This is a genomic window from Anaeromassilibacillus sp. An250 (genome assembly GCF_002159845.1).
Classification (GTDB): Bacteria; Bacillota; Clostridia; order Oscillospirales; family Acutalibacteraceae; genus Anaeromassilibacillus; species Anaeromassilibacillus stercoravium.
In genome coordinates this window covers 122,388-143,191 of record NZ_NFJK01000008.1, presented here as the reverse complement: position 1 = coordinate 143,191, position 20,804 = coordinate 122,388, and the positions used below count along the sequence as shown (strand labels likewise).

Sequence of the window (20,804 nt, the reverse complement as noted above, 5' to 3'; positions counted from 1 at the left end):
TATTTGAAATCTCATGTTCTTTACCTATGGATAACAAACTTAATTGCCTAATTTCAACACCGCAAAACAAAGAAAAACCGCATGGACACTGGATTTTCAGCATTCATGCGGTAATCGATTCTATCTGACCATTACGAAATAGATATCCGCTACAAGCACGGGCATAAAGCTTTAAAGTTTAAAAAAACGCGGTCGCGAATTCTGACCGTAGGTCTGGCTGTCTGTTACAAAATAGATTCCCACCCAAAGCGCGAGAAGAAAGCTTAACAAAAAAACTGAGTCCGGAACGCGAATTGCGTCCAGACTCAGTCTGGCGGAGAAGGAGGGATTTGAACCCTCGCGCCGGTTACCCGACCTACTCCCTTAGCAGGGGAGCCCCTTCACCACTTGGGTACTTCTCCATGTTGGTGAATTTCAAAAAATATGTGACTTGAGAGAAATGTGGCGGAGAGGAAGAGATTCGAACTCTTGGCCCCTTGCGAGGTCACTGGTTTTCAAGACCAGCTCCTTAAACCACTCGGACACCTCTCCGAGTCTCGTTTGCAACGAAAATTATTATACTGTATTTCAACCGCTTTGTCAATCATTTTCCGCAATTATTTTTAATTTTTTTGTAAAATAGCGATAGTTCTTCTGTATTGCATGACATAGAAACAATTAAAAATAAACAAAAAATCCCTGCAACCAACCTGGTGCAGGGATAAAACTTTTGGAGGCGTCACCCAGATTTGAACTGGGGAATCAGGGTTTTGCAGACCCATGCCTTACCACTTGGCTATGACGCCAAAAAGTTGGAGCGAACGACGAGGCTCGAACTCGCTACCTCCACCTTGGCAAGGTGGCGCTCTACCAGATGAGCTACGTTCGCATAAATGGTGCCTCCGGACGGAATCGAACCATCGACACGGGGATTTTCAGTCCCCTGCTCTACCAACTGAGCTACAGAGGCAAATATGGCGACTCGGAACGGGATCGAACCGTCGACCTCTAGCGTGACAGGCTAGCGTTCTAACCAGCTGAACTACCGAGCCGGATATTGGTGGGGACAATAGGACTCGAACCTATGACCCCCTGCTTGTAAGGCAGGTGCTCTAACCAGCTGAGCTATACCCCCTTCTCGTTCGCTGCTGTTCATCAGCGACGTGTTATATAATACTATAAGAGCCTGCAAAAGTCAATACCTTTTTTCAAATTTTTTCTAGTTTTTTTCGGGATGCCGCCATGCCGCTATAAGCCTCCGCAAGGCGGCTATTTTCCCATAAAACGCAATTACAGAATCCCTTATTTCTTCGCCACACTGTCCGCAAGTTTATCCAATTCCTCTTGAGAAAAGCGATAGGCGCGGTTGCAGTATTGGCACTTGGCCTCCATAAATCCGTCTTCCAAGGCCAAAGTGCGGATCTCCTCTGGGCGGAGCGTCGCCAGCGCGTTCTCCACGCGTTCCTTGCTGCAATTACAGGCATAGGCCACGGGAGATTCGTCAAGGATCTCCATCTCAAAGCCCTGGAGGACCGCCCTGCACATGTCTTCGATGGTCATCCCCTTCGCGAGCATGGTGGTCACCGGTTCCAACACCGCCACATTCTGCTCCAATTGGGTGATATCCGCATCTGTCGCACCGGGGAGCACCTGCACCAGCATACCGCCCGCCAGCAATAGCTTGTGATCGGCCTTGTCCACCAGCACCCCCAGAGCACACACAGTCGGGATCTGTTCGCTGGTCGCATAGTAGTTCGTAATATCCTCCGCAATCTCGCCGGAGACGATCTCCACCTGGCCGATATAAGGCTGCCCGGAACCAAAATCGCGCAGCACGCCCAGCAGTCCATCCTGCCCCACAGCGGCGCCCACATCCAGCTTTCCATTCGGCTTGAGTGGAAGGTCCACCTCAGGATGCTCCACCCATCCACGGCAATTTCCGTGGCTATCCGCAATTGCCACAACCGACCCCAGCGGGCCGCCACCATTGATCTTTAAGGTCAGGGAGGCGTCCTCCTTTTTGAGCATCGCCCCCATGATGGATGCGCCCGTCAACAGGCGGCCAAGTGCGGCAGTCGCCACAGGGCTGGTGTTATGCACCTGCTGTGCCGTTGCAACTAAAACGGTGGAGTCCACCGCCGAGGCCATAATTGCCCCATTCGATGTGATACATCTGATCAGTCTATCCATACAATCGAAACCATCCTATTTCTTTTTGCGCGCGGCAAATACCACACGCTCTTCCTGTTCGCCCGGCTCTTCCAAGCTGAGATCCGCAAAGCGGTACACCACGTCAAACCCCGCTTGATTCAGCATGTGAAGAAGCTGTTCCTGCGGATAGGCGCGCTCATAGAAGTGTTCCCCACTTCTATGGTACAGGTTCCCCTCCCGGCCGAAGAAATCCAGCTGGATGCCAACGCGGTCGTTCTTCTCCTCATAATGGTTTTGCCAAATACAGTAGACCTCGTCGGTATCATACAAAAAGATGTTATCGGCCAATACATGACGATGCTTATACACCGTATTGACGTCGAAGAGAAACCAGCCGCCGGGATTCATAAACAGGGACACACGGTCAAAGGCGGTCTGTACATCCTTTTCCAGCGTCAAATGGTTGATGCTGTCCAAGGCGCAGATCACCGTATCCACTGTGCCGTAAAGATCGAGCTTTTGCATTTTTTGACATAGAAACAACAGGTCCAGGCCGCTCTCCGCCGCCTTTTGGCGTGCAACCGAAAGCATATCCGCAGACCCGTCGATTCCATAAATGTCCATTCCCCGCTTTGCCAATTCCACCGTCAAGCTACCGGTCCCGCAAGCGAGGTCGAGCGTCAAACCGGGCGCATGGCCCAGATGCGCAAGCAATGTACAGAGATAATCTGCCCGCCGCGCATACTCCACATTATGTGTCAAACTGTCGTAGTACTGTGCAAAGGAAGCGTAACTCATTTGTCCTCTTCCTTATGTTCCCCATTTTTTGCGTCCAAACGTCCAAAGACTAAGGCATAGCCGTCGCAACCGTAGTTGAGGGAGCGGTTGACGCGGCTGATGGTCGCTGTCGAGGCGCCCGTCTCCGCCACTATATCGCTGTAGACGCGCTTGGTGCTCAACATATGAGCCACCAACAGGCGCTGGGACATTGCCTTGATCTCCGGCACTGTGCAAAGGTCCTCAAAAAAATTGTAGCATTCATCCACTGTTTTCAAGGAAAGAATCGCCTGAAACAGGAAATCAACACTCTCATCTTTGATCTTGGAGTTCAAAAAGATCACTTCCCTATTATATTTATAGCAATCCCACGGACAAGGGACCCCATCGAAAATAAGCCGCTCCCGTTTTCACAAAAGCGATGTAAATTCCGATTTATGAAACTACTATAGTAAGATAAAATTTTAGCACATAAAAGTAAAAAAGTAAAGGGGCAAACGACATATTTCCTAGAGAAGCAATTAAAATAATCTATTTTTTAGGAATCCTGCACAGAACCCATGCAGACCAATTCGATTTGTCTGCGTATCTCCTCAACACCCTCCCCGTTTACCGCGGAAAAGGGGATGAGGAGCGTGTCCGGCAACTCTTCAAACAGCGTGCAATAGGCGTCAAGCTGCTGTGTACGCTGCGTCTTGTTGAGCTTGTCACTTTTTGTTGCAGCGATCAAAAACGGCAAGCCTGCCTGCACCAAAAAGTCGATCATATGCAGGTCGTCCTGGGTGGGCATGTGGCGAAAATCCACGATCTGCACCACCAGCCGGATATTCCGGCCCGCATTTAAGTATCCTTCCACCAGCTCCGCCCAACGCAGCTTTTCCGAGGCGGAAACCTTCGCATACCCGTAACCCGGCAGATCCACCAGGCGGCACTCTGGAAGGCGGTAAAAATTGACCGTCCCTGTCTTCCCCGGCTTCGCGCTGACACGTGCCAGCGATTTGCGGTTCAGCAATTTATTGATCAACGAGCTTTTCCCCACATTGGAGCGGCCGGAGAACACAATCTCCGGCACGCTGGAGGGGGGGAGCTGTTCCACGCGGCCCGACGCGGACTCAAACGCGGCATTTTGGAAATTCATTGGGATTTCCCCTTTCTACTGGTCTGTTTCCCAGGGTGCCCCCGCCTATTGCGGGAGCTGCGGCGCCGTCGCCGCCGCTTGGCCCGCCGCAGTGGGCAGGATGCCGGAGGGCGTGTGTGCAGATTCCAGCTTCGGCTCCGGCATACGCACCAGCGCGGCCTCCAAAACCTGGTCCACCTTCTGCACCGGCAGGAAGTGCACGCTGTTTTTGACCACGTCGTCCACCTCAGCAAGGTCCGGCACGTTGTCCGACGGAATGATGACCGTCTTAATACCCGCGCGGTACGCCGCCATGGTCTTCTCTTTGAGGCCTCCAATCGGCAATACGCGGCCCAATAGGGTAATCTCCCCTGTCATCGCCACATCGTGGCGGATCGGAATATTGCATAGCGCCGAAGTGATCGCCGTCGCCATCGCGGTGCCTGCGGAAGGTCCATCCTTCGGGATCGCTCCCTCCGGCGCATGAATGTGAATATCATACTTTGCGTGGAAATTATGGTCGATTCCCAGCATGGAGGCACGCGTGCGGATGCAGCTGATAGCGGTGCGCGCAGATTCTTTCATGACATCGCCCAGGGAACCCGTCAACTCGATCTTTCCAGTGCCCTCCATCACCGCCACCTCGATCGGCAAAAGCTCGCCGCCAACGCTTGTCCAGGCCAATCCGTTGACAAGGCCCACTTCATCCGTCTTGTGCAAATCGTCGTTCTTAAACTTCGCAGGCCCCAGAAGTCCCTCCAAGTCCTTTGCAGCGATGGTGATTTTCGCCTCGCCGTCCTCCACCAGCTTGACCGCACATTTGCGGCACAGCGCGGCGACCTGCCTTTCCAGATTGCGCACGCCTGCTTCGCGGGTATAACCGTCGATCAGCGCATGTACAGCGGCTGGCTGAATGCGAACCTGCTTAGAGGAAATGCCGTGCTTTTTAAACTGCTTGGGAATCAAGTGCTTAGTCGCGATCTGGAATTTCTCCTCATGGGTATAGCTTCCCAATGTGATCACGTCCATACGGTCCGCCAGCGGTTCTGGGATTGCGCTATAATCGTTTGCCGTTGTGATAAACATGACATCGCTCAAATCAAACGGCATATCGATATAATGATCGTAAAAGGTGGCGTTTTGCTCGGAATCCAGAACCTCCAAAAGCGCGGAGGCCGGGTCACCGCGGAAATCGTGGCTGAGCTTGTCAATCTCGTCCAGCAAAAGCAGCGGGTTCTTTGTCCCCGCCTGCTTGATGGCCGAAATGATACGTCCCGGCATGGCGCCCACATACGTCTTACGGTGGCCCACGATGTCGGATTCATCCCGCACGCCACCGAGGGAGACGCGCACATATTTGCGCCCGATGGCCTCTGCGATGGAACGCGCAATGGAGGTCTTGCCAACGCCCGGAGGCCCAACCAGACAGATGATCTGCCCCTTGATGTCCGGCGATAGCTTTTTAACCGCCAAGACTTCCAGGATGCGCTCTTTGACCTTCTTCAAACCATAATGGTCGCGATCGAGAATTTTGCGCGCCTTTTCTAAGTCAATGTGCTCCTTGCTGGTGGTGTTCCAAGGCAGTTCCAGGCAATTCTCCAAATAGCCCACGATCACCCCCGCCTCATGCGAGCCATACGGCAGTTTTGCCAAGCGGTCGCACTCCTTCAGGAGCTTTTTCTCCTGCAATTCCGGAAGCTGGAGCTTTGCGATGCGGTCGCGGAATTCGTCAGCCTCCTCCTGCGGATTGTCGTCCTCTCCCAACTCATAGGAAATCGCCTTCATCTGCTCGCGCAGGAAATATTCCCGCTGATTCTGATCGATCTGCTCCTTGGCCTTCTCGCTGATCTGGCTTTCGATCTCAAGGACCTGCACTTCACGCTGCAAGATCTCCACGAGCTTGTTCAAGCGTTTGACCGGGGAGAGCTCCTCCAAAATGCGCTGTTTCTGTTCATAATCGAACATGATATTGGCAGCGATAAAGTCCGCAAGCTCCCCACAATCCTTCTTTTGCACCACACCGACGACAATATCCGGCGGGACGCGGCTGTAGTTTTGCAGGTACTGCTCAAAAAGGGTCTGTGTAAAGCGGATTAACGCCTCGCTGCGCTGGGTCCGGCGGTAAGCACGGGTCCGAACCGGCAGGACCTCTCCCAGCAGGAACGGTTCGCTCTCCTGGAGGCTCTCCAATTCCGCCCGGTACAGGCCCTCTACAAAGACCCTCACGCCCTCTTCCGGATGGCGCACCACCTGTTTGATCTTCGCCACCACACCGATGCGGTACAAGTCCTGGAACTTCGGCTCATTTTCTCCGAGATCCTTCTGCGCCACGAGAAAAATCAATTGATTCTCGTCCATGGCCTTGGATAGCGCCAGAATCGACTTCTTTCTGCCTACGTCGAATTGCAGCATCATCCCTGGGAAGACCACCAGTCCACGCAGGGCCAACACGGGCAGTACCATATTCTCATCTCGCCTATTGGCCAATTCAATCGTACTCATGTGAATCCCTCCAAGTGCCCAAAGACATCCGGAAAAGCATCCGGGGATCCTTTGGCTCTTCTGCGGCGCCCTCCTTTTGCTTCAAAAATCCTGAAATCCAAGTGGGGACGCTCCTAGTAGAAATGGCTGCCGCAAGGCGGAGGGCTTTTCAGCCGCCCCGCTGCAACAGCCATCGTTCTTCAAATCGATTGCGCCCCGCCGTTCGCGGATACGCATCACGCGGTATCTTTTCTCCCGCGTTTTCTCGACGTTGTAATCTTGATCTTAACAGGCTTGCGATCCGGATTATAGGTGAGCAAAGGCGGTTCGCCCTTCTCCACCGTTTCCGGCGTAATGGTTACCTGTTCCACCGTGTAGTCTGTGGGTACCTCGTACATCAGCGGCGTCAAGATCTCTTCCATAATGCTCCGCAGACCGCGTGCGCCGGTCTTGCGCTCTATGGTCTTGCGTGCAACTGCCCGCAGTGCTTCCGGCTGGAATACCAATTCCACCTTGTCGAGCTGGAACAGCTTCTTATACTGGTTCAGCAGGCTATTCCGCGGTTCTGTGAGGATGCGCACCAACGAATCCTCATCCAGCCCATTCAGCGCAGCGATGACCGGCAAACGGCCCACCAGCTCCGGGATCAAACCAAATTTGACCAGATCGTGCGGAATGACATCCTGCATCCAAGCTGTGGTATCCAAATCCTTCTTGCTGCGGACATCCGCACCAAATCCCATCGAAGAGGAAGCCGTGCGCTTTTCCACGACCTTCTCCAATCCGTCAAAGGCTCCGCCGCAGATAAACAAGATATTGGAAGTATCGATCTGCAAGAACTCCTGCTGGGGATGCTTACGCCCGCCCTGCGGAGGCACATTCGAGATCGTTCCCTCCAAAATCTTCAGCAAAGCCTGCTGCACACCCTCGCCGCTCACGTCGCGGGTGATCGACGGGTTCTCCGACTTGCGGGCAATCTTATCGATCTCGTCGATATAGATGATCCCGCGCTCGGCACGCTCAATATCGTAGTCTGCCGCCTGAATTAAACGCAGCAGAATATTTTCCACGTCCTCGCCCACGTAGCCGGCCTCTGTCAGTGTGGTGGCATCCGCGATGGCAAACGGCACATCCAGAATCTTGGCCAGTGTCTGTGCAAGAAGTGTCTTTCCAACGCCCGTGGGTCCCAGCAAAAGCACATTGCTCTTTGTGAGCTCCACATCGTCTTTTCCGTAGTAAATGCGCTTATAGTGGTTATAGACTGCCACGGACAGCGCAATCTTGGCCTCGTCCTGCCCAATCACATATTCGTCAAGCTGTTTTTTGACTTCCTGCGGCTTTGGCAGCACGGCAGAGGTCTCGCTGTAGCTGCTCTTACGGGTGTTCAGACTGTTTTCGTCCTCCAAGATGGACATACACAGCTCGATACATTCGTCGCAGATATAAACGCCGGGGCCGGCGATCAGCCGGCGCGCCTCGCTCTGCGGCTTTCCACAAAAGGAGCAGCAAATGCCTCTCTCTTTGATGTCGTCGTTATTGGGCATTCGTATCACCAACCTATCTCAATCACAAAAGGTTTCCTACAGGAAGCGCTTTCCCTCAACGATGTTCAATCACCTTATCAATGAGGCCGTATTCCATCGCCTGCTCCGCGGTCATGAAATTATCGCGCTCCGTATCGCGCTCGATTACCTCCAGCGGCTGGCCAGTGCGCTCAGAAAGGATGCGGTTCAGGCGCTTTTTGGTCTGTAGGATATGGTTCGTATGAATCTGAATATCGGTCGCTTGCCCCTGGGCGCCACCGCTCGGCTGATGGATCATAATATCGCTGTTGGGCAGCGCAAGGCGCTTGCCTTTGGCGCCCGCCGCCAGCAAAAATGCACCCATGCTGGCCGCCATCCCCATGCAAATCGTGGATACATCGCATTTGATATACTGCATGGTGTCATAGATGGCCAGGCCCGCAGTCACGGAACCGCCGGGGCTGTTGATATAGAGGGAAATATCCTTACTTGGGTCCTGTCCTTCCAGGTAGAGCAGCTGCGCAACTACCAAACTGGAAGTCGTGTCGTTCACTTCTTCCGTCAGCATAATGATGCGGTCGTTGAGCAGGCGGGAGAAAATGTCATAAGAGCGCTCTCCGCGGCTCGTCTGTTCCACCACGTAGGGGACCAAGCTCATATCGGTATAGCTATTTCCAAAAATCATCGTAGAATCCTCGATTCTCCACGCGAAAATCTATAAAGGGCTTGCCGCCGTGTTCCGCGTGGGAAGCACGGCGGCTTCAGCAGCGGAGACCTGCGCCCCCTCGGTGACAAACACGTACAGAGCTTTGGCCGCTTTTCCGCTGATTATACAACAAACTTATTCCGCGTCCTTCGCGTCTTCTGCCTTGGCGTCCTCCGCCTCGTCGGCCTCGGTCACAACTGCATTGTCGCGCACAACCTGGATGGCCTTTTCCACGGCGATGTCCTTGACAAGCTCCTCCTTCGGAATAAAGGACTTGACCTTCTCCACGTCGAGCTCATAGTTCTTCGCCAGCTTCTCATACTCCGCCTCGATCTCCTCGTCGGTCGGCTGGATGTTCTCAAGCTGTGCAATCTTTTCAAGTGCAAGGCGAACCTTGACCTGGCGCTCTGCCTGCGGGCGGAAGGACTGGCGCAGTCCGTCCATATTCATACCCGTGTACTGCAGGTATGTATTCAAGTTCAGGCCCTGGGACTGCAAACGATAAGCGAAATCGCGGACGTCGTCGTTCATACGGTTCGTATACATTGCCTCCGGGATCTCCGCCTGGACCAATTCCACGAGCTTGTCGATCAGCTGGTTCTCCACGCCGTCCTTGGCCTGGGCTTCCGCTGCGTCTTCCAACTTCTTGCGCACATCGGCCTTGTACTCGTCGAGCGTATCGAAATCGCTGACGTCTTTTACAAAGTCGTCGTCCACTTCCGGCAGTTCCTTCATCTTGATCTCATGCAGCTTGATCTTGAACACCGCTTCTTTTCCTGCGAGTTCCTTGGCCTGGTAATCCTCCGGGAAGGTCACCTTGATGTCAAACTCTTCGCCCGTCTTATGGTCAACGATCTGCTCCTCAAAGCCCGGAATAAACTGGCCGGAACCGAGCGTCAAGCTGAAGTTTTCCGCCTTGCCGCCTTCGAAAGCGACATCGTCGACAAATCCTTCAAAGTCGATCACAGCGATGTCGCCGTTCTGCGCAGCGCGGTCTTCCACCGTCACCATGCGGGAGTTGCGGTCCTGCACCTTAGCGATTTCTGCGTCAACCGCTTCGTCGGTCACGGCAACTTTCGCCTTCTTCGCTTCAATGCCCTTATATCCCTCGATCTGCACTTCCGGCTTGGTGGTGATGGTCGCCTTGAAAACAAGACCGTCCTTGCCGGCGGAAACGAGGTCAAAATCAATTTTATCTTCAATCATGTCAAGCTTCGCTTCGTTGACAGCCTCTTCCAATGCGTCCGGATAGAGCGCATTGATCGCATCCTCATAGAAGACCTCTTGGCCATAATATTTCTCGACAAAAGCGCGCGGAGCCTTTCCCTTGCGGAAGCCAGGGATCACAATTTTCTTGTTCTGCTTATGGTATGCCTGATCCACCGCTTTTTCAAAAGTTTCGCCGTCGATTTCAACTTCCAGCTGATAGCGATTGGTGTCAACCTTATTGCTTGATTTCAGAGCCATTTTTATTCCTCCTGCAAAATTGCAAATTATCTTAGTTATTATAGCACAACAGTTCAGGATATTCTACCCATTGTAAAAATATTCAAAAAATGTTCACGGCTACGCCGAAGGCAGCCACTGGACCGCCCGAAGGCCTTCTGAAAAGAGAAGCCGCGCAGCGAGACGGAAGAGCCTTTCTTCCAGTACCGCTCCTGCCTTTTCACTCGAACACCAGCCTGCGAACAGCCTCTGAGATGGCCATCGCTACGGGTTTTTGCAAGGAAAAGCCTCGCTTGCGCGGAGCGGAAGGGCTTTCCTTCCCCCTCTCCGCTTTTCTCTCGGCCTGCCGTGTAAAATTTTTATTCTCCTCGGACCAGCAGAGGCAAAAACTTCAGATGGTCGCAGGAAATCAGCACCATCTTAATCCCGGCATATTCGCCGGTGATGGCACGCCGCGCCGCTTGGCTTCCGTGGATATGCCCAAAATAGCAGGTCTTAATCCCCCGCTTGACCAGGACGTCGAGAATCTCCCGGCATTCCGCCCCATCGTATACGGGAGGGTAATGCAGGAACACCACCGGGTCGCCGCCCTGCCGGATCCCATCGTCGATGGAGGCGTTTAGCCGCCCAACCTCGCGATTGACGATCTTGACGTCCTCGTCGCTCTCTGCGTTATAAAGCCATCCGCGCGTACCGCAGAGCGCCATCCCGTCCGCGAGCACCGCTGAATTATGGATCACGCCGATACTGTCAAACCCCTTCTCCGCAAGGAAAGCATCGATCTTTTTCCGGGTGGACCACCAATAATCGTGGTTCCCCTTCAAAAGCCATTTCTTTCCCGGCAGCGAGTGGATAAACGCAAAATCCTTCTCCGTCTCTTCCAGGCGCATCGCCCAGGAGATGTCCCCGGCGATCACCACGGTGTCCTCTTCAGAAACGACAGCGCGCCAATTCTTTTCCAGTTTTTGTACGTAGTCCTGCCATCCTTCAAAGACGTCCATCGGTTTATCCGTGCCCAAGGAAAGATGCAGGTCCGCAATTGCAAATACGGCTATTGTAATCGTCCTTTCTAAAAATGGAAGGCCGGAAGCTTTTATTCCTTTGCGATGCCCAGCCCGCTGAGCACCATATCGCTCATGCCGTCCGGCGTACAGCATTGGGTGAAGCGGACCGGCTTTCCTTCCAGCGCGGCGATGGGCTGCGGGATGGGCGCTCCGGTGAGCGCCTCCAAAGCGCGCACATTGGCAAGGTCGTCGCCACTTGCTTTCGTTTGGTCAACCGACAGCAGGACGCTGGTCGCGAATTTATAGGGATTTGCGGTAGAAGCAACAACCGTAGGCGTTTTCGTATCCTGGGTTTCCGCCAGATAATGCCGGTACACCTGTATCGCCACCGCTGTATGCGTGTCGCAAACATAGTGGGACATATTGTAGATTTCATGAATGGCCCCGCATGTCTGTGCATCGTCGCAGAAGCCCGCGTAAAAGATCTCCTGCAACTGTTTCAAAATCTCCGGCTCTACCTCATACCGTCCGGTCTCGGAGAGCTGCTGCATCCAGCCCGCCACGCGCTCGCTGTCGCGCCCCGTGAGGTCATACAGCAGGCGCTCCAGATTGCTGGATACCAGGATATCCATGGACGGCGAAATCGTTGTGAAGAACTGGCGGTTGCGGTCATACACGCCTGTGCGCAAGAACTCCGTCAGCACATTGTTCGCGTTGGAGGCACAGATCAACTTATGGACCGGCAGTCCCATCTTCTTCGCATAATATGCGGCCAAAATATTGCCAAAGTTGCCCGTCGGCACGACAATATTGATTTCCTGCCCCAGCTGCACCTTTCCCACTTTCAGGAGATCGCTGTACGCGGAGAAATAGTAGACAATCTGCGGAAGAAGGCGTCCCCAGTTGATGGAATTCGCACTGGAAAACATCATGCCATTTTCCGCTAGGGTTTCCTTCATCGCCGGATCGGTAAAGATGCGCTTCACGCCGGTCTGTGCATCGTCGAAATTGCCCTCGATGGCGCACACAGCGACGTTTTCACCCTCCTGGGTGGTCATCTGGGTCTTCTGCATCGCGCTCACACCGTTCTGCGGATAGAACACCATGATCTTTGTCCCCGCCACATCGCGGAAGCCCTCCAAAGCCGCCTTGCCGGTATCGCCGGAGGTCGCCACCAGGATCACCGCTGTCTTATCCGAGTGGATTTTTTGCAGGGATTTCGTCAACAGGTGCGGCAGAAGTTGGAGCGCCATGTCCTTAAACGCACAAGTCGGCCCGTGCCAAAGCTCCAAGAGATGCACGGGGGCCGGACAATTCGGCAACTCCACCAGAGGCGCGGGATGCCCTCCGGAAAATTTCTCTCCACCATAGGCCTTCTTCACACATTCGCGAATTTCCTCCGGGGTAAAATCCGTCAGGAAATCGCCGAGAATCCGCTCTGCACGGTCGAGGTATGTGCCGTCCTTCATCCCCTCCAGCACGGAGGAATCGTACTGCGGCAGGCTTTCTGGCACAAAAAGGCCCCCATCCTCGCTGATTCCCTGCGCAATGGCCTGCGCCGCGGAGACATGCTCGGCGCTATTCCTTGTGCATTGATAGTTCATGTTGTTTCCTCCTTCTGTTTTCCGCCGTCCCAAAGCGCGTTTGAAAGCCCCCAGCGGATGCGGGAACGCTTGAAGATTTTCAGCCGCGCTTTTGTCGCCGTTCTATTTTATAATAGAAATGTACAGTTGTCAAAGAGAAGTGAAAAAACGGTATGCATTGTCAAAAAAAATTGCCTGGACGAGCGATTCCGGGTAATTATGCCGCAACATACAGTCCCCCAGCGTCTCCACGGACTCGACCCCCGTCATGCCGTCTGGAAGGTCCGTTCCGTCAAAATCCCCTCCAAGAGCGACCGTCTTTTCGCCGCCCAAAGAGAGAAAGTGCTCGATGTGCCGCAAGAGGTCGTCCACACCGGCTTCCCAAGAGTCGTCCAGAAAGCGGCGCACAAAGGTCACACCGACCACGCCGCCCCGGTCCCGGACCGCGCAAAATTGGCTGTCCGTCAGGTTGCGCGGATTGTTACAGAGCGCGCGGGCATTGGAATGCGTGGCCAGGAACGGCCTTTGGGCCCTTTCTGCCACCTCCCAAAAGAGCGGTTCGCCCGCATGGGATACATCCACCGCGATGCGGTTCCGTTCCAGCTCCCGCACAACCTCCCGGCCGAACGGCGTCAGCCCCTTGGGATGGGCCACTTCCGCGCCGTCCCCGATCTCGCAGGAGGCGTTCCAGGTGAGCGTGACCGCTTTGACGCCGCACTCCTTGAGCCGGTCCACACGCTCGAGCCGGCCGCCGAGCGCCGCGCCGCCCTCCACGGTAAAAATAGCGCCGCACTTTCCTGTCCGCGCCGCCTCCTGGAAATCCTCCTCATCCCGGCAGATCTTGAGCTTATCGCCGTGCAGAGTCTCTTGGCGCAAGAGTTCCCCATACACCGCTTCAAAGTAGCGGTAAGCCGCCTCCCCGCGCAGCTCGTCGGGAATCCATGCGGCAAAACACTGAAGCCAAGGGTGGTATGCTGCGCCACGCTTTAAGCAGAGGTGCAGGTCGTTGTCCCAGAGATCCTTTTTCTGTTTCCAACACTCCGCAATGGTGTCGCAGTGCAGATCAAAATAGTTCATAGCCGCCTCCATCAAATGCATCTTCGAGGTATTCCACGGACGGTTCCCCCTGCCCGACAACAACCGCCGCCACATCGAAGCGCGGTTGCAGATTCAGTTCATGCGCCTGCAAATAATCCAGCGCCGTGCGTATGAGCCGTTTCCGCTTGCCCGGCGTCACGGCTTCCAGCGGGCCGGCGATCGAATCCGCCGAGCGGGTTTTGACCTCTACAAAGACAATATACGGACCGTCCACGGCAATCATGTCTATTTCCCCATACCGGCTGTGGTAGTTCCGCTCCAAGATCTCCCAGCCCTTCTTTTGCAGATACCTGGCGACCCATTCTTCGCCAAACGCACCGCTGTTCAAAGGGATTCCCCCAGAATCTTTTTCAAAAAGGAACGCCGGTGGATGGGGCACGGCCCATATTGCTGTAAGAGCTCCCGGTGAAGCTTCGTCCCATACCCTTTGTGTTTGGCAAATTGATACTCCGGATAGAGTTTGTCCAGCTCCATCATCAGACGGTCCCTGCTCACTTTCGCCAAGATGGATGCGGCTGCAATGTTGGCGGAACAGGCATCCCCTTTCACGATCGTCTCCCCGGGGATATCCAGGGGCGGCATGCGGTTGCCATCGATCAAGGCATAATCCGGGCGGACGGAAAGCCCCTCGCAGGCACGGCGCATTGCCAAAAAGGTCGCTTGGAGGATGTTGATCTCATCGATCTCCTGCTCTGTGGCAAATGCGATGGAGGTACTGATCGCCGTTTCCTGGATCACATCAAAGAGCTGCTCCCTCTTTTTTTCGCTCAATTTCTTGGAGTCGTTGAGTCCTTCGATCTGCACGCCCACGGGCAAAAGAACAGCGGCAGCGAACACCGGGCCGGCCAAAGGGCCGCGTCCCGCTTCGTCGATGCCGCATACCTGTACAAATCCCCGTTGGCGCGCCGCCGACTCGTGTGCAAACCAGTCGATCTGTTCCATACGCACCTCATTTTCCCGCCGGGGCAGGGGCTGCCTCCAGCGTAATACGCCCCATCTTTGCGCCGCGGAATTCATCCAACACCGCAATGGAGGCGCGCTCTGTGTCAATCTCGCCGCCGGAAATCAGCATTCCGCGCTTTTTTCCGATCCATTCCAAAATCTCATATCCTTTTAATTCGGAAAGGTCAATGTCCCCGAGCTTATACCGCTGCTTGACCGCATCCGCATAGCGGTCCCGCAGGACCTCCAACAGCCGCGAAGCCAAATGCTCGGTGTCGACCACCTCGTCCTTGACGGCGCCGGTAAAGGCCAGGTGTTCCCCGACCTCCTTGTCCTCGAATTTCGGCCAGAGTACGCCGGGGGTGTCCAAGAGCTCAAAGCCCTTTGCAATCGAGAACCACTGATTGGAGCGTGTAACGCCCGGGCGGTCCTCGACGTTCGCCTTGCCGCCCTTGGAAAGGCGGTTGATCAACGAGCTCTTCCCCACGTTCGGGATGCCCACCACCATCACGCGGATCTGACGGCACACCATGCCCTTTGCTTGCCATGCGGCGATGCGGTCCTTCAAGACCTCTTTCACCAGCGGGATGAATCCGTTCAATCCTTTGTTGGTTTTGCAGTCGATGGCGATCGCGGGGATCCCCTGCGCCTTATAATACGCGATCCAGCGGGCGGTCTGCGCCGGGTCCGCCATGTCGCACTTGTTCATCAAAATGACACGCGGCTTCGATTGGATCAGCTTGTCGAGGACCGGGTTCCGGCTGCTGACCGGAATGCGCGCGTCGATGATCTCGGCCACCGCGTCCACCAGCTTTAGGCTCTTTTCAATCTGCCGCTTGGTCCGCGTCATATGGCCCGGAAACCATTGAATGGACTGTGCTTCGCTCATACGATCCCTCCTGTCGTGTTTCTATAGAATCTTTCCAAAACGGCTAAAGGGAAATACCACGAATTCCGCCTTGCCCAGCACATACCGCTCGTCGATCATCCCCACCGCACTGCTGCGGCTGTCGTTGGACACCGCCCGGTTATCCCCCAGCACAAAGAGATGCCCCGGCGGGACCGTCAGCGGATAGGTATAGTCGGACGGCTGCGTGGTGATGCCGTTCTCAATATATGCGCTTTCATCCAGAGCTTGTCCATCCACATAGACCGTTCCGGTTTCAAAGTCGATGTCCACCGTCTGGTTTTCCAAGGCGATCACACGCTTGATGATCGGCTCCTGGAGCTTTGCCGTATGGGTGATTACCACCACATCCCCCTGCTTTGGCTGGTAGAAATAGCTCGTCAACAAGACGCGGTCGTTGCTCTGCAAGGTCGGCAGCATGGAAGGCCCGCTCACATTGACGATGCGAAACAGCAGGGTGAACAGAAGCACCACTACGATCAGCGAAGAGATCAACGCCTCCAGCCATTCATAGCAGTGCGCCACAAAACGTTTCACCGGCTGGACTGCATGGCGCGGCCCGCCGGTATATTCCATCTTTTCCCTCTCATTCAACAGGGACCAGAGCTCCTTTTTTCATCACGAAACCCATCCGAATTCGGAGAACGGCTGATAGATCATCTGTACCTTTCCGATGATACAGCGCTGGTCGATCATCCCGACCTCGGAATCGCGGCTATCTTTCGAAACGGTGCGGTTGTCCCCCAACACAAAGACATGGCCTTCCGGCACAGTCTGGGGAAACTCCACATCATACTGATCCCGTGTGATGCCGTTCTCGATGTATGCGCTCTCATCGAGCTGCTGGCCGTCCACATAGACATAGCCGTTGTCAAAATCGATATCCACGGTCTGGCCCTCTGTGGCGATGATGCGCTTGACGATCACCTCGTCGAGCTGCGTACCGGAACCATCCACAACGACAATGTCGCCCGCCTGGGGGGTATAGCCGACGCAGGACACCCATACCTTATATTGGTCCATCAGGGTGGGCTCCATCGACGGACCCGAGACGGTAATGCTACGGATTACAAATGTAAAAAATACCATAATGAGGATCAGGGCGGGGATAATCGCCTCCATCCACTCATAACAGCTTTTGACAACGCCTTTTTGCGGGTCTTGTGCAACCGCAGCGTCATCCTCTCTGGGGGAAAGATTCTGTTGCTCCATAGCCAAATCCACCTGCTTTCTCAACTGCACGGAAGACATTCCTCCCCGTGCGATAAACAAAAAAGGGACATCACATGTCCCTTTTTCCATCGAATGCTTATCTGATTTGTTCCTTGACCTTCGCGGCCTTGCCGACTCTGTCGCGCAGGAAGTACAGCTTTGCACGGCGTACACGGCCCTTACGAACGATCTTAATACCCTTGACGTTCGGGGAATGCAGCGGGAACACTCTCTCCACGCCGACGCCATAGGAAACGCGGCGAACCGTAAACGTTTCGGAGATGCCGGAACCCTTGCGGGCGATCACAGTGCCCTCAAACACCTGAATTCTCTCGCGATCACCTTCGCGGATGTTAACATCAATGCGGATGGTGTCGCCAACCTCGAACTGGGGAATTTCCGTCTTTACGGAATCCTGAGCAATCAATTTCAATGCGTCCATGTGTATCCTCCTAAATTTTTCAGACATTCATACCGGTGTGATCCGGCAGAGGACTGTCCGCTTCAATGTCGCGGAATCATCCGGGCACTGAACCCCACCGAAAGAGTGCGGCGGTTTCCAAATGCCTATATATCATACCACAATCCGCCAAAACGTGCAAGGATTTTTTCCGCTTTTTACGCATCTTTCTCGTCCCATCCCCAAAATTCTTTTTTCGGGATGCAGAAAAGCAAAAATTGACCGGCGGCGAAAGCGTCCCTATCAGCAATTCCAGTGCAGTTTCGCCGGATGGGGTTCGTCCGGTATGCAGGCCTTTTGCAAAGAGGCGTAGGCCCTTTGGAACTCCACAGCGGCCAGCTCTTCGTACTCCTCCGCGGTCCTATCCAAACCGGCTTGGCTATATGCGATAGCCGCAGCCCCATAAAACAGATAGCCCAACGCATTGGTCGGCGTCTGGACGGTAGAACAGGCCACAGAAACCGCGCGGGCCGCCGCCTGCGCAACCGGACGGTCCGCTAAAGCGCGGGCGACCTGCGCCGCCTCCCGGAGCAGCGACTTGAGTTCATTCAGTGACGTTTGTCCCTTCCCATATGCTTCACAAGCAGCCACCGTTTCCGCCAAGCGCCGTTCCCCCGGGCACGCCGCTTCAAAAACCGGCAGATAATGGGCTTTCGCATAGGCGACCGCCCAATCCGCCAGCGTCTTCTTGCTCTGCGTCTCCATCAGCCGCATCAGGGAGCGGCACTCTTCCGATTGAACGTTTCCAAGCATCTTTCGCAAGTTCGGCATCGCGGTGGCCTCCTATCTTCTTTAAAAATCCTCCCGTCTCACAGCGCGGCCATTGGGCCGCTGAAAAGCAGAATGGCTGCCTCATTGAAACGCATGGAACTGTTCGTCGTAGAGGTTCGTCCGCCGGATCTGCGTATACAGATCCAGCCCCAATTCTTTTTGAACCGCCTCCAACAGCAGGCTGGGGTTGACATTCATCTCGCTTCCAGCGGGAAGCATGGCGCGAATCTCCACCTTTCCCTCCACAGGGCACACCTCCACACGGTCCAGATACGGGCGGATATCGAAGTCGATAAACCCACTTTTGGTGTGCTTGGGGACGACAAGCGAATCCCGGTGAAACAGCTCTGTCAGCTGCTGGGCCAATGCTTCGGCGTCCCGGCCCTCGGGGTCTACGGTCATCACAAACGAGCCATACGCGATCTTTCCCGGTTTCATCACGGGGTCCGTCACAGCAAACACCGGCAAGTCGTCCGGCATCGCCGCGTTTAAGCGCTCCAGCAGCTCTTCGTTGGACAAGTTGTCGTCCTCCAACTTGATGTCCACGCTTTCACGCTCGCCCGCCACGCCCAGGGACAACGGCAGCGCAAAGGTCAAAAGCGCGCGCGGGTTAAAGCCCTGCGTATACCACAGCGGGATTTTCGCACGATGAATCGCCCGCGACATACAGCGGGTCAGGTCCAAATGGGAGATAAACCGCGTGGTCCCAATCTTCCGGAACCAGATTCTAACGGTCCTCATAGCAGATCCCTCCCTTAAAGCAAGCTGCGCCGCAGGCGGAACACGCCTCGCGGCAATTCGGAGTTGTGGTGTCCGCATAGGCCCGCTGGCATTCCCGGATTAGGAACTCCTTTCGGATGCCGTAATCCAAATGGTCCCAGGGAAGCACCTCATCAAAACTCCGGCGGCGGTTGGCATAAAACGCCGGGTCCACCCCGCAGGCTTCAAACGCCTCCATCCAGCGTGGAAGCGAAAAATAATCGTTCCACCCGTCAAACTTGCATCCCATCCGATGCGCTTCTTCCAACACAGCGCAAAGGCGGCGGTCGCCGCGTGCAAACACAGCCTCCAAAAAGCTGGTGTCCGCATCGTGGTAGTTGCAGGTGATTTTCCGCGTCTTGACCGACTGCACCAGATGGCGCTGCTTTTCGTGCAGCAGCGGGATGGGGTCCTGCGGCTCCCACTGAAACGGGGTAAAGGGCTTCGGCACAAAGGAGGACGCGCTCAGCGTGACCGACACACCGCGTCCCTTCGGCTTATTGGGATTGGAATAAAAGGCATTGACCACCTTCTGGCCCAATTCCGCAATCCCCGCCACGTCGTCCATGGTTTCGGTCGGCAGTCCGATCATAAAGTAGAGCTTGATGGTGTTCCAACCGCCGGAAAACGCCATATTCACCGTCTTCATCAGCTCGTCCTCTTGGACATTTTTGTTGATCACGTCGCGCAGGCGCTGGGTGCCGGCCTCCGGCGCAAACGTCAGGCCGCTCTTTCGCACGGATTTAATCTTCGTCATCAATTCATTGGAAAACCCATCCACCCGCAGGGAGGGCAGGGACACGCTGGTCTTTTCGTCGCGTGCCCAGCTCAGGAGCTGATCGAGGAGCTCGTCGATCTTGGTATAGTCGCTGGTGCTCAAAGACGAGAGCGAAATCTCGTTGTATCCCGTGCTGTCGCAGAGGGCGTGGCACTGACGGTCCACCACCTCCACCGACTTCTCCCGCACTGGGCGGTAAATAAACCCGGCCTGGCAGAAGCGGCAACCACGGATGCAGCCGCGGAACACCTCTCCGACCGTCCGGTCGTGTACGATTTCAATGTACGGCACAACAAATTTCTCCGGGAAATACGAGCGGTCCATATCGAGCATCAGGCGCTTCTTGACTGTCGCGGGCACTCCCGGCTCCGGCGTTACCGCAGCAATGGTATGGTCTTCGTTGTACGTAACCGTGTAGAGGGACGGTACATAGACTCCCTCGATCTGCGCCGCGGCCCGCAGGAATTCCTCCTTGGAGCGCCCTTCCTTTTTATAAGCGCGGTATAGGTCGATCACTTCCAGATCGACCTCCTCCCCCTCTCCAAGGAAAAAGAGATCGACAAAATCGGCCAGCGGCTCCGGATTGCAGGTGCAGGGACCGCCCGCCACGACCAGCGGCGAAAGCCCTTTCCGGTCTGCACTGCGCAGCGGGATATGCGCCAGATCCAGCATATTCAGGACATTGCTGTAGCTCAGTTCATATTGCAGCGTAAATCCCAGTATATCGAAATCGTGGATGCTGTCCCCGCTCTCCAACCCAAAGAGTTCCATTCCATTCCTGCGCATCTGCTCTTCCATATCCACCCAGGGGGCGAATACACGCTCACACCAGATATAGTCCTTTTCATTGAAAAGGCTATATAAAATCTTCATGCCCAGATGGGACATCCCGACCTCATACGTATCTGGAAAGCAGAAGGCAACCCGCACATCGACTGCATGTTTATCCTTTACCACGCTGTTCCATTCCCCGCCGGTATACCGCCCCGGCTTCTGCACCTTCATCAATATCTTTTCAAGCTCAGGCTTCATTCTTTTTTCTCCCGTTCTATCGCATTTGAAGCTTTTTGGCAATCTTGAACTTTTATTATACTGTAGTCGTGTCTGCAA

The 20,804-nt window shown here is 54.8% G+C and carries 20 protein-coding genes and 7 tRNA genes; all 27 read right to left on the bottom strand.

Annotation, left to right across the window (positions count from 1 at the left end):
- Positions 1-311 precede the first annotated feature (311 nt).
- The 27 genes from B5F54_RS09075 to B5F54_RS08945 all read right to left on the bottom strand — a co-directional run bounded on the left by B5F54_RS09075 (position 312) and on the right by B5F54_RS08945 (position 20,726).
- Positions 312-401 (bottom strand) — tRNA-Ser (locus tag B5F54_RS09075).
- Between the two features lie 41 nt (positions 402-442).
- Positions 443-531 (bottom strand) — tRNA-Ser (locus B5F54_RS09070).
- Between the two features lie 179 nt (positions 532-710).
- Positions 711-785 (bottom strand) — tRNA-Cys (locus B5F54_RS09065).
- A 7-nt stretch (positions 786-792) separates the two neighbouring features.
- Positions 793-868: transfer RNA gene (locus tag B5F54_RS09060), tRNA-Gly, on the bottom strand.
- A gap of 5 nt (positions 869-873) precedes the next feature.
- Positions 874-949 (bottom strand) — tRNA-Phe (locus B5F54_RS09055).
- Positions 950-954: 5 nt separating this feature from the next.
- Positions 955-1,031, bottom strand: a tRNA-Asp gene (locus B5F54_RS09050).
- A gap of 6 nt (positions 1,032-1,037) precedes the next feature.
- Positions 1,038-1,114: transfer RNA gene (locus tag B5F54_RS09045), tRNA-Val, on the bottom strand.
- A gap of 167 nt (positions 1,115-1,281) precedes the next feature.
- On the bottom strand, positions 1,282-2,169 hold the full coding sequence (gene hslO / locus B5F54_RS09040) for an Hsp33 family molecular chaperone HslO (protein ID WP_087233429.1): 888 nt from the start codon (positions 2,167-2,169) through the stop codon (positions 1,282-1,284).
- 15 nt (positions 2,170-2,184) lie between these two features.
- Complete coding sequence (locus tag B5F54_RS09035) at positions 2,185-2,928, bottom strand: class I SAM-dependent DNA methyltransferase (protein WP_087233426.1); 744 nt, start codon at positions 2,926-2,928, stop codon at positions 2,185-2,187.
- Complete coding sequence (locus B5F54_RS09030; RefSeq protein WP_087233423.1) at positions 2,925-3,242, bottom strand: YerC/YecD family TrpR-related protein; 318 nt, start codon at positions 3,240-3,242, stop codon at positions 2,925-2,927. The genes B5F54_RS09035 and B5F54_RS09030 overlap by 4 nt, the downstream gene beginning before the upstream one ends.
- 203 nt (positions 3,243-3,445) lie before the next feature.
- Positions 3,446-4,045 carry a ribosome biogenesis GTP-binding protein YihA/YsxC gene (gene yihA, locus B5F54_RS09025; RefSeq protein WP_087233420.1) on the bottom strand — a complete coding sequence of 200 codons (600 nt, stop codon included), beginning with the start codon at positions 4,043-4,045 and terminating at the stop codon, positions 3,446-3,448.
- A gap of 45 nt (positions 4,046-4,090) precedes the next feature.
- Positions 4,091-6,526, bottom strand: coding sequence for an endopeptidase La (lon, locus tag B5F54_RS09020; protein ID WP_087233417.1), 2,436 nt, complete (start codon positions 6,524-6,526; stop codon positions 4,091-4,093).
- Between the two features lie 215 nt (positions 6,527-6,741).
- Complete coding sequence (gene clpX / locus B5F54_RS09015; protein ID WP_087233414.1) at positions 6,742-8,049, bottom strand: ATP-dependent Clp protease ATP-binding subunit ClpX; 1,308 nt, start codon at positions 8,047-8,049, stop codon at positions 6,742-6,744.
- 55 nt (positions 8,050-8,104) lie between these two features.
- Positions 8,105-8,686, bottom strand: a complete 582-nt coding sequence (clpP, locus tag B5F54_RS09010) for an ATP-dependent Clp endopeptidase proteolytic subunit ClpP (protein ID WP_087233499.1) — start codon at positions 8,684-8,686, stop codon at positions 8,105-8,107.
- 183 nt (positions 8,687-8,869) lie between these two features.
- Positions 8,870-10,201, bottom strand: coding sequence for a trigger factor (gene tig / locus B5F54_RS09005; protein WP_087233411.1), 1,332 nt, complete (start codon positions 10,199-10,201; stop codon positions 8,870-8,872).
- A gap of 338 nt (positions 10,202-10,539) precedes the next feature.
- Entirely contained in the window at positions 10,540-11,235 is a 696-nt protein-coding gene (locus B5F54_RS09000) for a metallophosphoesterase (RefSeq protein WP_087233496.1), read from the bottom strand.
- 38 nt (positions 11,236-11,273) lie between these two features.
- Positions 11,274-12,788 carry a threonine synthase gene (gene thrC / locus B5F54_RS08995; RefSeq protein WP_087233408.1) on the bottom strand — a complete coding sequence of 505 codons (1,515 nt, stop codon included), beginning with the start codon at positions 12,786-12,788 and terminating at the stop codon, positions 11,274-11,276.
- A 129-nt stretch (positions 12,789-12,917) separates the two neighbouring features.
- Positions 12,918-13,844, bottom strand: a complete 927-nt coding sequence (locus tag B5F54_RS08990; RefSeq protein WP_172749660.1) for a dipeptidase — start codon at positions 13,842-13,844, stop codon at positions 12,918-12,920.
- On the bottom strand, positions 13,831-14,193 hold the full coding sequence (locus B5F54_RS08985; protein ID WP_237966559.1) for a YraN family protein: 363 nt from the start codon (positions 14,191-14,193) through the stop codon (positions 13,831-13,833). Before B5F54_RS08985 ends, B5F54_RS08990 begins: the two co-directional genes overlap by 14 nt.
- Positions 14,190-14,807 carry a ribonuclease HII gene (locus tag B5F54_RS08980; RefSeq protein WP_087233402.1) on the bottom strand — a complete coding sequence of 206 codons (618 nt, stop codon included), beginning with the start codon at positions 14,805-14,807 and terminating at the stop codon, positions 14,190-14,192. The genes B5F54_RS08985 and B5F54_RS08980 overlap by 4 nt, the downstream gene beginning before the upstream one ends.
- A gap of 7 nt (positions 14,808-14,814) precedes the next feature.
- Positions 14,815-15,696, bottom strand: a complete 882-nt coding sequence (ylqF, locus tag B5F54_RS08975) for a ribosome biogenesis GTPase YlqF (protein ID WP_087233399.1) — start codon at positions 15,694-15,696, stop codon at positions 14,815-14,817.
- 21 nt (positions 15,697-15,717) lie between these two features.
- A complete protein-coding gene (lepB, locus tag B5F54_RS08970; protein WP_237966558.1) occupies positions 15,718-16,308 on the bottom strand; it encodes a signal peptidase I in 591 nt (196 codons plus the stop codon).
- Between the two features lie 24 nt (positions 16,309-16,332).
- Positions 16,333-16,926: a signal peptidase I gene (gene lepB / locus B5F54_RS08965; protein WP_087233487.1), complete on the bottom strand. Its 594-nt coding sequence runs from the start codon at positions 16,924-16,926 to the stop codon at positions 16,333-16,335.
- A gap of 97 nt (positions 16,927-17,023) precedes the next feature.
- Positions 17,024-17,368 (bottom strand): 50S ribosomal protein L19, encoded by a 345-nt coding sequence (rplS, locus tag B5F54_RS08960; RefSeq protein WP_087233396.1) that lies wholly within the window; start codon positions 17,366-17,368, stop codon positions 17,024-17,026.
- Between the two features lie 261 nt (positions 17,369-17,629).
- Entirely contained in the window at positions 17,630-18,157 is a 528-nt protein-coding gene (locus B5F54_RS08955; RefSeq protein WP_087233393.1) for a putative immunity protein, read from the bottom strand.
- Between the two features lie 81 nt (positions 18,158-18,238).
- Complete coding sequence (locus tag B5F54_RS08950) at positions 18,239-18,898, bottom strand: TIGR03936 family radical SAM-associated protein (RefSeq protein WP_172749658.1); 660 nt, start codon at positions 18,896-18,898, stop codon at positions 18,239-18,241.
- The gene (locus B5F54_RS08945; protein WP_087233387.1) at positions 18,885-20,726 is read right to left on the bottom strand and encodes a TIGR03960 family B12-binding radical SAM protein; all 1,842 of its coding nucleotides are present in this window, start codon (positions 20,724-20,726) and stop codon (positions 18,885-18,887) included. The genes B5F54_RS08950 and B5F54_RS08945 overlap by 14 nt, the downstream gene beginning before the upstream one ends.
- Positions 20,727-20,804: the final 78 nt, after the last annotated feature.